The following is a 14,723-nucleotide window of genomic DNA, read 5'->3' as shown; positions in this document are numbered from 1 at the left end:
CCTGGCGCCGTGTCGCGAAGCGAGTTACGGACCGGGATCGGCAAGACCGATGCCCTTCACGCGACGCTGACGAAGCCGGAGGCTCCTTCGAACAGTGCGATCAGAACTTCCCTGGCATGCCGATGTTCCTGCGCACGCAGGTGAGGATCGCGTTCGAGAAGACCGAAGGCTTCCTCTCTCGCTCGAGCGATCACCGGAACGTCCGTTACCAGATCGGCGAATCTGAACTCCGGCAAACCGCTTTGCCTGGTGCCCAGCACGTCGCCCGGACCCCGCAACGACAGGTCGACTTCGGCGATGCGGAAGCCGTCCGTCGTCTCCTCCATCGTCTTCAGTCTGATGACGGAGGCAGCCCGGTCCTCGACCGTCGTCCTTCGATTGATCTGGTACCGGAAATGATCCTTCGTTGCGAGAAAGCAATATGACTGGTGACCGCTCCTGCCCACCCGGCCACGTAGCTGATGCAACTGGGCCAGACCGAACCGTTCCGCATTCTCGACGAGCATGACCGTGGCATTGGGCACGTCGATGCCGACTTCGACGACGGTCGTGGCGACGAGAATGTCGAACTCCCTGTTCAGGAAGGCTTTCATCGCATCCTCCTTCTCGTACCAGAGCATCTGTCCATGAAGGAGGCCGACCTTGAGATCGGGAAACACTTCATGCTGAAGCGTCTCGTGATGCTCGACCGCGGACTTCAGCTCGAGCTTCTCGCTCTTCTCCACGAGAGGATAGACGATGTAGGCCTGGCGGCCCTCGGCGACCTGCTCGCGGATGAACCGGTGGACGTCGGAGATCTGCGATTCGAAGACGACGTGGGTACTGATCGGGCGGCGTTCCGCCGGCATGGCGTCGATGACGGAGACGTCGAGATCACCATAGACGGTCATGCTCAACGTACGGGGAATCGGCGTAGCGGACATGACGAGGATATGCGGCACCCGCGGCCCCTCATCGTGCGAGTCCTTGCCGAGCCGCTGCAATGCGGCACGCTGTGCCACACCGAACCGGTGCTGTTCGTCGATGACGATCAGACCCAGGTTCCTGTACCGGACGTCGGCTTCGAACATGGCATGCGTACCGACGATGATCTGGGCCTCGCCTGCCGCGATCTCGCTCAGCGCCGCTGCGCGCATGGCCTTCTTCTGTCCACCGACGAGCTGGACGATCCGTATGTCCGTCCCGTCGAGCAACCGCCGGATGCCGTTGTAGTGCTGTTCCGCGAGGATTTCGGTCGGCGCCATGATGAGCGTCTGATATCCGTTGTCGACCGCACAGAGCATGCAGAGCAATGCCACGATCGTCTTGCCCGAACCGACGTCGCCCTGGAGCAGCCTGTTCATGGGCACACCGGACGACATATCGTTGGTGATTTCGTGGATCACGCGGCGTTGCGCCCCGGTGAGCTGAAAGGGAAGACGTTCCGTGAGAGCCCGTGCGCGAGGACTCTTCGGCGATACGACGAGACCGTTCTCCGGACGTTTACGCGACCTCCGCCGTACGGCCAGCAGCAACTGGAAGAAGAACAGCTCTTCGAACTTCATGCGCTGGCGTGCATCGTTGATGGCCTGCAGCGACGACGGGAAATGCAGTTCCCTCAACGCACGATCGCGTGGAATCATCCGCAGGCGCTGGCGTATGTCGACGGGTACGGGATCGACCATCGTACCGATGGCCTTGTCGATGACCTGCCCTACCATGTCCCGCATGAGCCGCATCGTGATGCCGGCATTGCGCATGCCCTGCGTCAGCGTGTACTTCGGCAGGATCACGCCCGACCGGTAGTCGGCCATGTCCTCCTCGTCGATGCGTTCGATCTCGGGATGATGGAACGAGATCTGGTTGAATCGTGGCTCGTATTCCGGAGTACCGCTCACGACGACGTACTGGCCCTGGGTCAGTGCACGTTTGTAGTAGTCGACCATGTTCCAGAATACCAGCTTGGCCGTACTGCCGCTGCCGTCGGTGATGACGACGGACAGCATGCGGCGTCCCTTGCCCACCGTGCTTTCGCGTACGTCGTGCACGGCGGCGATGAGCGTCACTTCCGACGTGACCTTGGCGATGGAAGCAGCGTCGCCGTTCCAGAGATCGGGCCGACGGTACGATTGGTGCAGGGCGGCGATACTGGGTGCGGCATTACGATCCACGTAGCTCCGTGGTACGTACAGGAGCACGTCCTCGATCGTCACGAGACCATCCTTGGCCAGTGCTTCCGCCCTTCGTGGGCCGATCCCCTTCAGGTACTGAAGCGGAAGGATGCGCGACTCTGCTGGCGCATCGCTCATACCGCCCTTATCTCCATTGGCTCGCAGCGCCGTCGACGATGGACATCCAGTGATGCGAATCCGGAATCTCTCCGAAGCGCACGGCGTTGAGGCGTTGCTTGAGGGCGAACATCGTGCAGCCGGGTTGTACGTCGAGGGTGAACTCGTCACCGTCGATGGAAACGGCACCGATGGGAGCGATGCTCGCGGCCGTACCGACGCCGAAGGCTTCCGTGACATGCCCTGCGGGAATGCCCGCGCGCAGTTCGTCGACCGTTACCGGACGTTCCTCGACGCGCAGACCCATGTCCTGGGCGAGCGTAAGGACGGCATCTCGCGTCACGCCGTCGAGAATCGTATCGGTCGTGGCCGGCGTCACCAGGGCTCCGTCGACGATGAAGCAGACGTTCATCGTTCCGGATTCCTCGATATAGTGATGATCCCTGGCATCGGTCCACAGTACCTGATCGAATCCCTGCTGCTGTGCGAGCTTCGTGGGCAGCATCGCGGCGGCGTAGTTGCCGCCGCATTTGGCGGATCCGGTACCACCTGCGGCTGCGCGGACGAAGTCGCGCTCGACCTTGACACGGAGCGGACGTGTGTAGATAGGACGGAAGGGGCCGCCGACGATCATGAAGATGTACTCGTCGGATACCTTGATCCCCATGCGCTCTTCGCTGGCGAAGACGAACGGACGGATATAGTAGGCCGAATCGGGTCCGGGCGGCACCCAGTCGCGATCGGAATCGATCAGCGCGGGCATCGCCTTCGTGAAGAATTCCTGCGGCACCGTGGGCATGCACATACGGGTGAGCGAACGGTTGAAGCGCTCGTGATGCTTCGTATCGCGGAAGATCGCCACCCGTCCATCCTGCCAGCGATAGGCCTTCATCCCTTCGAAGACGGTCTGCGCATAATGCAGGCCGAGGGCCAGGGGGGACAGGGAGATGTCCCCATAGGGCTGGATCGCCGGTGTGGACCACTCACCATCACGATAGCGCGAAATCACCATGTGATCGCCAGGCACGTTCGTAAGGGCTCCACTGCGCACCGCTTCGACATCCAGGCGCGGACTTGTTACTGTTTCGATGATCATAGCGTTCTGAAATTGGAGGCATGAATGTTCTGCTGGTCGATCTTCTGCAGTATGACGGTCATCCAAGATACCCAATTCGAACCGTCGTCTGACCGTTCCCAGGTACCGGACAATGCCGTTCCTTCGTCGTTGAACGTACCGATAAAACGTCCCGATCTCCCCGTGATCGTCACGTTCCGTCCGTCGAGGTGGCCTTATACGTACCAACGGCTCCGTGATTGTCGAACGGATACGTTACGTACGCTCCTTCGGTCGCATCGTATCCGATGACGCCGATGGCCTTGATCTCCAGCCCATCGATACGGTCCCCCACACGATGCACGAGGAAGAGGTCCGCTCGACAAGCTCTCGCACGTGTCTTCCGCTTCCAGGGCCACGGGCTGCGCGACCGGGCCGGCCTTCGCCCCTACCTCCGCATGAACCACCGCCGATGAGAATGAGGGCGCATCGCTGGCCAGTTCGTGGTACGGAACGCCATCCCCATCGATCTTCGCCATGATGGTATTCCGTTCCCGCAGGACGGGACTGCAAATATCGTCAACCCCGGCGACGCGCCCACCGTTCGATGCGATCGCTGATGACGATACGAAGGTCGTGCGGGCGCAGTCCGAGAGAGGCAGCCATCGATTCCGACACATAGGGCAGGAAGAACTGGACGACCGAGCCCCGTTCCGAAACCATTCCGTCCAGATATGGCCTGAAGAATCCGGCGAGCTGGAGGACATGACCTGCCGGATCGTAGAGAACGAATCGCTCGCTTCGGATCACGCGACGCGCCTGATCCCGCAACTGCCGATACCACGTACGGGCACGAACGGCGCGAGGCGGAAACGGTGGCGCATGCGAACTACCCGTCGCGAACGTCATCGCCACCAGCACGGTCGCCCCATGGTCCCGTGCCCGTTCCCTCATGCCATGGAGGACGACGGGCTCTCCCGCCACGATGAAGGTATCGCGCCTCAGCAGCGTCGAGTCCCAGATCGTGGACCTGTATCCTGCCGACCTCTCCATCACCTGCCATAGGCAGAGCAGATAGGCATTTATCCAGAACGCGCTGCGCGCTACCGGACCGTAGGCCTGCGGCTGTGCGCCGGCGAACATACCGGCCAACCGACCGAAGGGCTCGCTCCTGACGGCATACGTGGAAAGCTTGCCCTGGCCGAGCGCGTCGGTCCATAACGAATCGAACAACCCGTAGTCGATCACGTCCGATGTATCGTCGACACCGAACGTCTGCCCCTCGCCATCGTAGATAACGAGAAGGAGGGTGAAGAAGAGCATGCGGAATGGGAGACCTCTTCCCCGCCCGTCGGCGAATGCAATGAGCCTGCTGAGCATCGGCAACTCCGTATCGATCCATGACTGCAACTGTCGACCAAACACCTATCTTGTGCCGCATCAACATTGGAATGTGACATGGAGATCATCACGACCGTCAGGGGCATGCAGGAACGGGCGGAAGAATTGCGACGTACGGGATCGACGATCGGTTGCGTGCCGACGATGGGATTTCTCCATGAAGGGCACGCATCGCTCGTGCGCACATCGGCATCGCGTCACGTCCATACCGTGACGTCCATCTTCGTGAACCCCACACAGTTCGGTCCGAATGAAGACTTCGGCAGATATCCGCGGGACTTCGAACGCGACGTCGCCACGGTCGGCGATGCAGGAGGCTCGATCATCTTCGCCCCTGCGGTCGAGGAAATGTATCCCGACGGATACGCCACCTCCATCCATATCACGGGTGTCACCGAGCCGCTCGAAGGCGGTTTCCGCCCCGGCCACTTCGACGGTGTGGCAACGGTCGTCGCCAAACTGCTCATCGCGATGCAACCGCATGAGGCATTGTTCGGCGCCAAGGACTATCAGCAGACCTGTGTCGTGAAGCGCCTCGTACGTGATCTCGGTGTTCCCGTGACGATCACGGTAGAGCCTACGATCCGCGAGGCCGACGGCCTCGCCATGAGTTCGCGCAACATCTATCTGTCCGCACAGGATCGGCAGAAGGCCACCGTGCTGTTCAGGGCGCTGACGGCAGGCATCGCCGAGGCCGAAGGCGGCATGACGTCGCCCGACGGTATCGAGCGGACGATGAAGGATGTCCTTTCAAGCGTGCCGGAACTGTCGGTCGACTATGCCAGTGCCGTTCTCGCCGACTCCCTGCAACGACCTTCATCTTTCGACGACGGCGCCGACATCGTCCTGCTCATCGCCGCACGTCTGGGGTCTACACGGCTGATCGACAACATGACGTGCAGGGTCGGAGACCGGCACGCCGCCCGCCCATGATCCACACCGCAGGTATCGCATGCCGCACGTCACACTGTCTCCCCTCGTTCCCGAACGATTCGACGACTTCATCGCCCTTGTCAATGCCCTGGCCGACTACGAATCCCTCCCACGTCCGGAACCCGATGCCGTAGCGCGTCTCCGTAACGATGCCTTCGGAGAACGTCGCCGATTCGAAGCGGTACTCGCCGACCTCGACGGCCATGCGGCAGGATATGCCATTCACTTCGAGACCTATTCGTCGTTCCTCGCACGGCCCACCATCTATCTCGAAGACCTCTTCGTTCTCGACGACGCACGCCGTCATGGCGTCGGGAGCATGCTCTTCGATCATGTGGCCGGACTCGGCCGTACACGCGGTTGCGGCAGGATGGAATGGCAAGTGCTGGACTGGAACCAGCTCGCACGCGATTTCTATGCGAAACGAGGAGCCACCTGGATGCAGGAATGGCTCCTCTACAGAATCGTCTATTAGATCCGTGCCGCGAGAGGCACCGGATGGATCAGGAAGACAGCCCCGCATCGAGGAACGTCGTGAAGTCCTGCTCGTTGCGCGTGAATGCCTTCTTGGCGATGTAGGTTCCCTCCCTCGACAGCACCACGTACAGCGGCAATGCCACGGTACCGTACTGCGTTTCCTGCATGCGCTGGTTGGAGATGAAGGGCTCGGACGGTCTGTCCGTATACAACCGGACGAGAACGTACTTGTCCATACGACTCCGGATACCGCTCTTCGGGAACATGTTCAGTTCCATCCAGCGGCAGTTCGTACAGGCGAAGCCCGTAAAGTCGATGAAGATCGGCTTGCCCGTGCGTTGCGCTTCGGCCTTGGCCTTGTCGAGATCGTCGAACCACACTTCCTTCGCGTCGGATACCGGACCACCGACGCCGGCACTCGTGACCGACGTATTACCGCTGCCTGCATCGAGCACTTCGTGATAGTTCAGCGGAGGCATCAACGCGTCGATCTCACCGAGGGGCTTCGCCCCGATACCGGAGAGCAGCCAGAACCCGACCGAGGCGAAGAGCACCGCGAAGATGGCACGCAGACCACTCACGGATTCGAGCGGACTGTCCAGCTTCATGCGGAACGTCCCGACGAGATAGAGCACGGTCAGGAAGGCGATACCGATCCAGATGGCGAGGAAGAGGTCTCGAGGCAGAATGCCCCAGCCCCAGACGAATTCCGCCGTACTGAAGAACTTAAGAGCGAAGCCGAGTTCGAGGAAGCCGAGTACGACCTTCACGTTGTTCATCCAGCCACCCGAACGCGGCATGCGCGTCATGAGCGACGGGAAGAGGGCGAGGAGGAAGAACGGCGCGGCGAACGCCACGGAGAAGCCCACCATGCCGATGGCCGGCCCCATGTACTCGCCTTGTGCAGCGCTGCCGATCATACCGGCCACGAACGCACTCGTACATGTGAACGAGATCAGTGCGAAGGTCAGTCCCATCAGGAAGGTCGAGCTCAGACCGTCGCCTTGCGACTTCTTGTTGAGAGCGTTCAGGATGCCGACGGGGACCTGGATTTCGTATGCACCGAAGAGGTTGAAGGCGAGGGCGAAGAAGAGCGTACCGATACCGAGATTGATCCATGGATTCGAGGCGATCTGTCCCACGGCACTCGCACCCCATAAGGCCGAGATCAGAATGCCGATCAGCGAGAACGTCAGGATGATACCCAGGGCGAAGATGAGTGCGTCGCGGAGTTGCTTGCCCTTGGCCTTCTCGTGCCTCTTGGTGAAGAACGATACGGTGATGGGCACCATGGGATAGACACACGGTGTAGCCAGTGAACCGAATCCTACCAGCAGACCGAGGAGGAAGATCGACCATAGTCCTTCCTTCTTCGCTGCCTCGATATCGGCATCACCTGCGTTGGATGCGGCCACTGCCGGCTTGGATGCCGCCGTCGAAGATGTCGTTGCGGCAGGCTGTTCCGAACCACCCTGTTCCGGCGCATCGGCTTCGGCGACTGCCACCACGGCAGGATCGGCGACGGCCGTGATCTCCACCGTGACCGGAACCTTGTAGTCCTTGGACGGCAGGCACGACATCGTATCGCATATCTGGACGTTCACGATGACCGTCGCAGAATTCGTGCCGAGCTGGAGTTTCGGATTCAGGCGTACCGGCACGCTGATGGAGAACGTACCCGTGACCTTCTCCGTCGTCACCATGAAGCTCGAATCGAAGACGGACTTGAACTTGTCGAACCGGGCCTTGCCGGCTGCCTTCAATACGGACCCGGGCTCGACGCTGACGAAGGTCGGCGTAGGACCGAGGCCTTCGGGTCCGAGCGTCTCACGTGTGGAATAGGTATGCCATCCCTTGTCCATACGGCCGGTCACCTTGACGACGATCGTATCGCCGGCCGTTCCGGTAATGCGTGCGACAGGATCGAAGGTGATGTGTTGTTTGTCCTGCGCTGCGGCAGGAATCACGGATAACAGGAGCAGTGCGCACAGGAGAGGGCGGAGAAGGGCAAGCATTCGGTCAGTCCTTAGCGTTCGATCGAAGATAGTCAATAAGCAATTCGGCGTCGGCGATCGGATCGTCCGACACCGAGCCGCCCTGTAGTTGAGCACGAAGGCCCTGTTGAAGCATCGTCGCTCGCAGACGAACGTGATGCGGGATTGTTATCGTACCGGAGATACGTCGCAAGACGGCCATCGCATTCTCACCGGCCGCAGCGCCGACGGCACGGCGGGCGCAGACACGCACCATTCCGTGATTACCGGCAATGCGCGCGGCGCGAGCCCGATCGAGCTCCAGAAGAACGGGATCGGAGGTAGTCATGAAAAATGCCGTAACTGGTTGTAACCCTGCTAACTTACGGAAAAGGCCGATTTCGTATCTTTGCAACCCATTCTCCACCACTGCAAGTGACTATGAGCGCCACTGCGACGCTTGATGCCATCCTATCGCTTTCCAAACGTAAAGGTTTTGTTTTCCAGTCGTCCGAGATCTACGGCGGCCTGAACGGCTGCTGGGACTTTGGTCCGCTGGGCGTGGAACTGCTGCGTAATATCAAGGACGCATGGTGGAAGGCCATGACGTATCGAACGGATGTGGTCGGCATCGACGCCGCCATCCTGATGCACCCCCGCACATGGGAAGCGTCCGGACACCTCCAGCAGTTCTCCGATCCGATGATCGACAACAAGACGTCGAAGCAACGGTATCGCGCCGACAACCTGATCGAAGAATACATCCAGAAGCTCCGCTCGAAGAACAAGATCGCCGATGCCGACGCCGTGGAAGCGCGCCTGTCCACCGTCGCGACGAACGAGGACTACCACAGCATCATCATGGACTTCGGGATCACGGATCCGGTGTCCGGCTCCACGGACTGGACCGAAGTACGGAACTTCAACCTGATGTTCAAGACCTTCGTAGGCCCGGTCGAGGATGCATCCAACGCCGTCTATCTGCGTCCGGAAACGGCCCAGGGCATCTTCGTCAACTTCAAGAACGTGATGGACTCGGCGCGGATGAAGCCGCCGTTCGGCATAGCGCAGATCGGCAAGTCCTTCCGCAACGAGATCAACACGAAGAACTTCCTCTTCCGCACCCGTGAATTCGAGCAGATGGAGATGCAGTTCTTCGTCAAGCCCGGTTCCGAAACGGAATGGTTCGACTACTGGCGCCAGGAACGCTGGAACTGGTTCCTCACGCTCGGCATCCGGGAAGAGAACCTGCGCCGCAAGCCACACGAGAAGCTGGCCCACTATGCGGCGGCGGCCGAAGACATCGAATACCGATTCCCCTTCGGCTGGGGTGAAGTGGAAGGTATCCATTCCCGTACCGACTACGACCTGGGCCGTCATCAGGAATTCTCGGGGAAGAAGCTCGAATACGTCGACACGGTCACGCGCGACCGCTTCGTTCCCTATGTGATCGAGACCGCCGTCGGTGCCACGAGAACCTTCATGGCCGTCCTCTGCGACGCCTATGCGGAGGAGGAAGTGGCCGGCGACAATGGTGCGACGGAAACGCGCACCGTCCTGCGTCTCGATCCTTCGCTCGCCCCGATCACGGCCGCCGTCTTCCCTCTCGTGAACAAGGACGGCATGCCCGAAGCGGCCGAGACAATCTACCGCGATCTGCAGCGCAGCTTCCGCGTGGAGTACGACACGAGCGGCGCCATCGGCCGCCGTTACCGCCGTCAGGACGAAGTGGGGACGCCGTTCTGCATCACCGTGGACGGTCAGACGGTGAGCGACGGTACCGTCACCCTTCGCGAACGCGACAGCATGCAACAGGAACGTTTATCGGCTCAGGCACTTGAAGAGGTCATTCGTCGTCGGTTACGTCGATAACAACGTTTCCGGCCTTCGGAGATCACCATGAACAGACGCACCATCCTCATCGGCGGTTGTACGGCAGTCATCCTCTCGCTCGGCTTCATCGCCGTGGGTGAGGACGACGTCTATGCCCGTATCGGCAGGTCGATGACGACGTTCGGCGCAGTGTACCGCGAGATCGCCTCGAACTACGTCGACGATATCGATCCGGCTACCGTAATGGAAGCCGGTATCGACGGCATGCTCAGCAAGCTGGATCCCTACTCGGTCTACATGAAGAGCGAGGAGACCGAGGACGTGGACATGCTGTCGACGGGTATGTATACGGGCTTCGGCATCACCGTCGGACTGCGCGACAAGTTTCTGACCATCACGAACACACGTACGGGTCTGCCGGCACAGCAGGCAGGGATCCGTATTGGCGATCGCATCCATTCCATCGACGGCATCGTCGTCGACACCATGGCTCCTCGCGATCTCCGTCAGTTCACACGCGGCACACCGGGCTCCATGGCCGCCTTCCGCATCATTCGCGAAGGACGTCAGGACACCTTGGACTTCATGCTCCGGCGCGTCGAGATGGACGTCGAGAACATCGCCCATCAGGAACTGCTGCCGGGAAGGATCGGCTACATCAGGCTCGCGCGGTTCTCGCGGCGCTCAGCCGAGGACATTCGCAAGACCATCGGGGCGTTGCGTGAAGAAGCGGACCTGCGCGGTCTGGTACTCGACCTTCGCGACAATCCCGGGGGCCTGCTCGACGCTGCCGTCGGCGTGGTCAAACTGTTCGTACCGAAAGGCAGTCGAATCGTGACGACGCGTGGTCGTTCGGCGGCTGAAGAACGCACCTATGCATCGGATACCGATCCGGTGGAACCGGTATTGCCGCTCGCCGTCCTCATCAACGAAAGCAGCGCCAGCGCCAGCGAAATCGTCGCAGGCGCCATCCAGGATCTCGACCGCGGCGTCATCATCGGCCGCCGTTCGTTCGGCAAGGGCCTCGTCCAGACGGTCATCCCTCTTCCCTACGATGCCATGCTGAAGATGACGACGGCTCGCTATTACACGCCGAGCGGCCGCAGCATCCAGAAGATCGACTACGCGGCCCGCCGCGGAGATCACAGGACAATGCCCGATACGGCACACTTCCTGACGAAGAACAGGCGCACGGTACGCGAACTGAACGGCATCGAGCCCGATACCCTCGTCAGCGACAGCGTCTATCCCGCCATCGTGGAACGCCTTCGCGACAACGATGCCTTCTTCCGGTTCGGAACGGTCTACACGGCTTCGATGGATTCCCTGCCGGCATCGTTCACGGCCGACAAGGCCGTCATCGATGCCTTCCTGCGCTTCGTGGAAACCATGCCGACGGAGCGACGCTCGCCCGTCCTGGCCGACCTGGAATACTCCAGACGTCAGGCCGAAACCGAACGCTGGCCCTCCGCCGTCCTCAAGAGCATCGAACAGGCCGAGAAGGCTGCCGAACGGGAATTGACCAAGGTACTCAGACAGCATCAGGATGCGGTCAAGGAGCTTCTCGAGCAGGAGATCCGCGCCCGCTTCCAGAACGACCGTGTGCGCCTCTCACGCTCGTTGCGCGTCGATCCATGCGTACAGGCAGCCGTACGCGTCATCGGATCCGCGCGGTATGCGACATTCCTCGAGGCAGTAACTACGGACGAACAATAGATTTGCACGGACGGAGCGACACTACCGATATCCGTCGCCCGTCAATGCAAGGCTACTCCCACAGCAACGAACATCCATTCAGGGACTCAGCGGTACCAACATGAGGATTACCAAACAGTATACGAATCGTGAGAGCCAGTCGCTCGACAAGTACCTTCAGGAGATCGGCCGCGTCGAACTTCTGACGGGCGATGACGAAATCGTGCTGGCCCAGGCGATCAAACGTGGCGGCTTCGACGGAAACCTGGCCCTCGAGCGTCTCGTCAAGGCCAACCTCCGTTTCGTGGTCAGCGTGGCCAAGCAGTATCAGAACCAGGGTCTCTCCCTCGGCGACCTCATCAACGAGGGCAATCTCGGTCTGATCAAGGCGGCGAAGCGGTTCGACGAAACGCGGGGCTTCAAGTTCATCTCGTATGCCGTATGGTGGATCCGTCAGTCCATCCTCCAGGCTCTCGCCGAGCAGTCCCGTATCGTGCGCCTTCCTCTCAATCGCGTCGGCGCGCTCAACAAGATCGGCAAGAAGTTCAGTGAACTCGAGCAGGCCTACGAGCGCGAACCTACGGCCGCGGAACTGGCGGAACAGCTCGACATGAGCATCGCCGAGATCAGCGAGACCATCAAGATTTCGGGACGCCACCTCTCCGTGGACGCTCCGTTCGTCCAGGGCGAGGACAACCGTCTTCTGGACATCCTTCCGAACGATCAGCAGCCGCCACCCGACAGCGAACTCATGCGTGAATCGCTGCGCGTGGAAGTGCAGCAGGTCCTCAAGACCCTGTCCGAGCGCGAAGCGGAAGTGATCCGTCTCTACTTCGGTCTGGACGATTCGCAATGCCTTACCCTCGAAGAGATCGGCGAGAAGTTCAACCTCACGCGCGAACGTGTCCGCCAGATCAAGGAAAAGGCCATCCGGCGCCTGCGCCACGCATCCCGCAGCAAGGCTTTGCGTGCCTATCTCGGGTGATGGCCAGCCCGTTCACTGAATATCTCGGCGTAGTCGGACGTACTCACGGTACCGATGGCACGGTCGTCCTGCAGGACACCGTGGGCATCCGTACCGTGCTGCGTATCGGGAGCACCATCGGCATAGGCTATTCGAGAGAATTCGCCCGCCCGTTCACGCTCGCAGGCTTCGAGGACAATCCTCCCCTGCTGCGCCTGCGCCTGCGCGAGTGCCCCACCGTCGAAGCCGCACGAGCCCTGATCGACCAGGCCGTCTACATCAGCTCCGAAGACCTCGTCGCGGATCAGGACGGACGCTTCGCCATCGGCGACATCGAAGGCAGTCGCGTCATGACCGACGACGGGCTGGAACTTGGTACGGTTTCGGAAGTATGGCTCTTGCCGGCCAACGACGTATGGATCGTGACCCGCCCCGATGGGTCGACGGTCCCCGTACCGGTAGTGGACTCCGTGGTACGGTCGGTCGACGTCGAGCACAGGATCATCACGATCCATCTGCTCGATGGTCTCGTGGACGTCGATACTCCATCGTCACCGGAGGATCACGATGAGTGAGACCGTCCGCCTTCGCATCGACATCGTCTGCGCCGTTCCCAAGACCCTCGACTCCGTCGTCACGACGAGCATCGTCGGCCGTGCACGGGAGAAAGGCCTCGTCGACATCCACGTCCATAACCTGCACGACTATGCCACCGACCGTTTCCGTCATATCGACGATACGCCCTACGGTGGAGGTGCAGGAATGATCCTCGAATGCGAGCCGATCTTCTCCTGTATCGAAGGCCTTCAGGCACAGCGCACGTATGACGACGTCATCTATCTGACGCCGGATGGTGAACGCCTCGCCAACGCACGATGCGTCGAACTGTCCATGCGCAGGAACATCATCCTTCTGGCAGGACATTACAAGGGCGTGGACCAGCGCGTACGCGACGTTCTCGTGACACGCGAACTGTCGATCGGAGACTACGTCCTGACCGGTGGCGAACTGGCCGCAGCCGTTCTCACCGACGCCATCGTCCGCCTCGTTCCGGGCGTTCTGGGCGACGCCGAATCCGCCCTCGACGATTCCTTCATGAACGGTCTGCTGGATGCGCCCCACTATACCAAACCCGCCGATTTCCGCGGACATCGCGTCCCCGACATACTCCTGAGCGGCAATCATGCCCGCATCAGGCAATGGCGCCATGACCAGGCGCTGACCAAGACACGGGAGCGTCGACCGGACCTGCTCTCGGAGAACGACGGACAATGACCATCGCCGAACGCACCATCACGATCCCGAACGGCGACGGACGGGACCTGCACGCCACGATCACACGCAGCACCGGTGAACGTCCGATGGACCTTGTCCTCCTGCTCCACGGATTCAAGGGCTTCCGCAACTGGGGATTCTTCCCCGTAACGGCACAGCATCTGGCCGATGCCGGCTTCGTCACCGTCCGTATGGACTTCTCCGGCAATGGCATGAACGGCGGCGCCGATCGCGTCGTCGACCTCGATGCCTTCGCACGGAATACGATCTCGGCCGAAGTGCATGACGCGCATACGATGATCGCTCACCTGCGTGCCATGGCAGACCAGCTCGGATGGAACGGCAGACTGCATATCGTCGGCCATTCACGCGGCGGCGGCATCGCTCATGTCGTCGGCCGTGAACTCATCGAAGGCAACAAGTCGCCGGATACCACCCTGTCCCGATGTGTCGTATGGAATTCCGTCGGTACATGGCAGCGCTGGACCCCACGGCAGCGTGCGGCCTGGCAGGATGCGGGCTTCGTGGAAATGGAGAATGCCCGTACAGGACAGAAACTGCGGATGGACGTGTCCTATGCGGAAGACATCGAACGTGCATCGGACCGGCTCGACCTCGTCCGCGCCTCCGGAGTCCTCGCTGACGGAATGCTCTACATCCATGCCGACCAGGACATCACCGTGCCGCTGAAGGAAGTGAAGGCACTACGGTCGCGGTCGGGAACGTCAGCACCATTGTACGTCGTGCCGAATACGACCCATACGTTCGGCATGACCCATCCCCTCGATCATATCACACCTGCTCTCGTAGAGGTATTGGAGACCACGACGTCATGGCTTCGTTCCTAACAC

General features: G+C 60.8%; 13 protein-coding genes. 8 read left to right on the top strand and 5 right to left on the bottom strand.

The features are described 5' to 3' along the window. Positions 1-56: 56 nt before the first annotated feature. The 3 genes from BGO89_11170 to BGO89_11160 all read right to left on the bottom strand — a co-directional run bounded on the left by BGO89_11170 (position 57) and on the right by BGO89_11160 (position 4,701). Positions 57-2,288: an ATP-dependent DNA helicase RecG gene (locus BGO89_11170; GenBank protein OJX57063.1), complete on the bottom strand. Its 2,232-nt coding sequence runs from the start codon at positions 2,286-2,288 to the stop codon at positions 57-59. A gap of 7 nt (positions 2,289-2,295) precedes the next feature. Next, positions 2,296-3,363 carry a hypothetical protein gene (locus BGO89_11165; GenBank protein ID OJX57062.1) on the bottom strand — a complete coding sequence of 356 codons (1,068 nt, stop codon included), beginning with the start codon at positions 3,361-3,363 and terminating at the stop codon, positions 2,296-2,298. A 537-nt stretch (positions 3,364-3,900) separates the two neighbouring features. Continuing rightward, positions 3,901-4,701, bottom strand: coding sequence for a hypothetical protein (locus BGO89_11160; GenBank protein OJX57061.1), 801 nt, complete (start codon positions 4,699-4,701; stop codon positions 3,901-3,903). A 78-nt stretch (positions 4,702-4,779) separates the two neighbouring features. On the opposite strand from BGO89_11160, the gene BGO89_11155 reads away from it, so the two are divergent. Both BGO89_11155 and BGO89_11150 read left to right on the top strand, forming a co-directional pair. Beyond that, positions 4,780-5,655 (top strand): pantoate--beta-alanine ligase, encoded by an 876-nt coding sequence (locus tag BGO89_11155; protein OJX57060.1) that lies wholly within the window; start codon positions 4,780-4,782, stop codon positions 5,653-5,655. Between the two features lie 19 nt (positions 5,656-5,674). After that, a complete protein-coding gene (locus BGO89_11150; protein ID OJX57059.1) occupies positions 5,675-6,130 on the top strand; it encodes a hypothetical protein in 456 nt (151 codons plus the stop codon). 28 nt (positions 6,131-6,158) lie between these two features. Here BGO89_11150 and BGO89_11145 read toward each other — a convergent pair whose 3' ends face one another. Next, positions 6,159-8,147, bottom strand: a complete 1,989-nt coding sequence (locus BGO89_11145) for a hypothetical protein (protein OJX57058.1) — start codon at positions 8,145-8,147, stop codon at positions 6,159-6,161. A 4-nt stretch (positions 8,148-8,151) separates the two neighbouring features. Beyond that, the gene (locus BGO89_11140; GenBank protein ID OJX57057.1) at positions 8,152-8,535 is read right to left on the bottom strand and encodes a hypothetical protein; all 384 of its coding nucleotides are present in this window, start codon (positions 8,533-8,535) and stop codon (positions 8,152-8,154) included. Positions 8,536-8,546: 11 nt separating this feature from the next. Here BGO89_11140 and BGO89_11135 point away from each other — a divergent pair, with 11 nt between their 5' ends. From BGO89_11135 to BGO89_11110, 6 genes are all read left to right on the top strand, one after another. Beyond that, complete coding sequence (locus BGO89_11135) at positions 8,547-9,977, top strand: glycine--tRNA ligase (protein ID OJX57056.1); 1,431 nt, start codon at positions 8,547-8,549, stop codon at positions 9,975-9,977. A gap of 27 nt (positions 9,978-10,004) precedes the next feature. Then, positions 10,005-11,654, top strand: coding sequence for a hypothetical protein (locus BGO89_11130; GenBank protein OJX57055.1), 1,650 nt, complete (start codon positions 10,005-10,007; stop codon positions 11,652-11,654). 100 nt (positions 11,655-11,754) lie between these two features. Next, positions 11,755-12,618, top strand: coding sequence for an RNA polymerase subunit sigma (locus BGO89_11125; protein OJX57054.1), 864 nt, complete (start codon positions 11,755-11,757; stop codon positions 12,616-12,618). Further along, complete coding sequence (locus tag BGO89_11120; GenBank protein OJX57053.1) at positions 12,618-13,172, top strand: 16S rRNA processing protein RimM; 555 nt, start codon at positions 12,618-12,620, stop codon at positions 13,170-13,172. The genes BGO89_11125 and BGO89_11120 overlap by 1 nt, the downstream gene beginning before the upstream one ends. Then, positions 13,165-13,872 carry a tRNA (guanosine(37)-N1)-methyltransferase TrmD gene (locus BGO89_11115; protein ID OJX57052.1) on the top strand — a complete coding sequence of 236 codons (708 nt, stop codon included), beginning with the start codon at positions 13,165-13,167 and terminating at the stop codon, positions 13,870-13,872. The genes BGO89_11120 and BGO89_11115 overlap by 8 nt, the downstream gene beginning before the upstream one ends. Further along, entirely contained in the window at positions 13,869-14,720 is an 852-nt protein-coding gene (locus BGO89_11110; protein ID OJX57051.1) for a hypothetical protein, read from the top strand. The genes BGO89_11115 and BGO89_11110 overlap by 4 nt, the downstream gene beginning before the upstream one ends. Positions 14,721-14,723: the final 3 nt, after the last annotated feature.

The organism is Candidatus Kapaibacterium thiocyanatum, assembly GCA_001899175.1.
In the GTDB taxonomy this organism is placed as follows: domain Bacteria; phylum Bacteroidota; class Ignavibacteria; order Kapaibacteriales; family Kapaibacteriaceae; genus Kapaibacterium; species Kapaibacterium thiocyanatum.
Note: the sequence above shows the minus strand (reverse complement) of the source record. Positions and strands in the feature narration are given on the sequence as shown.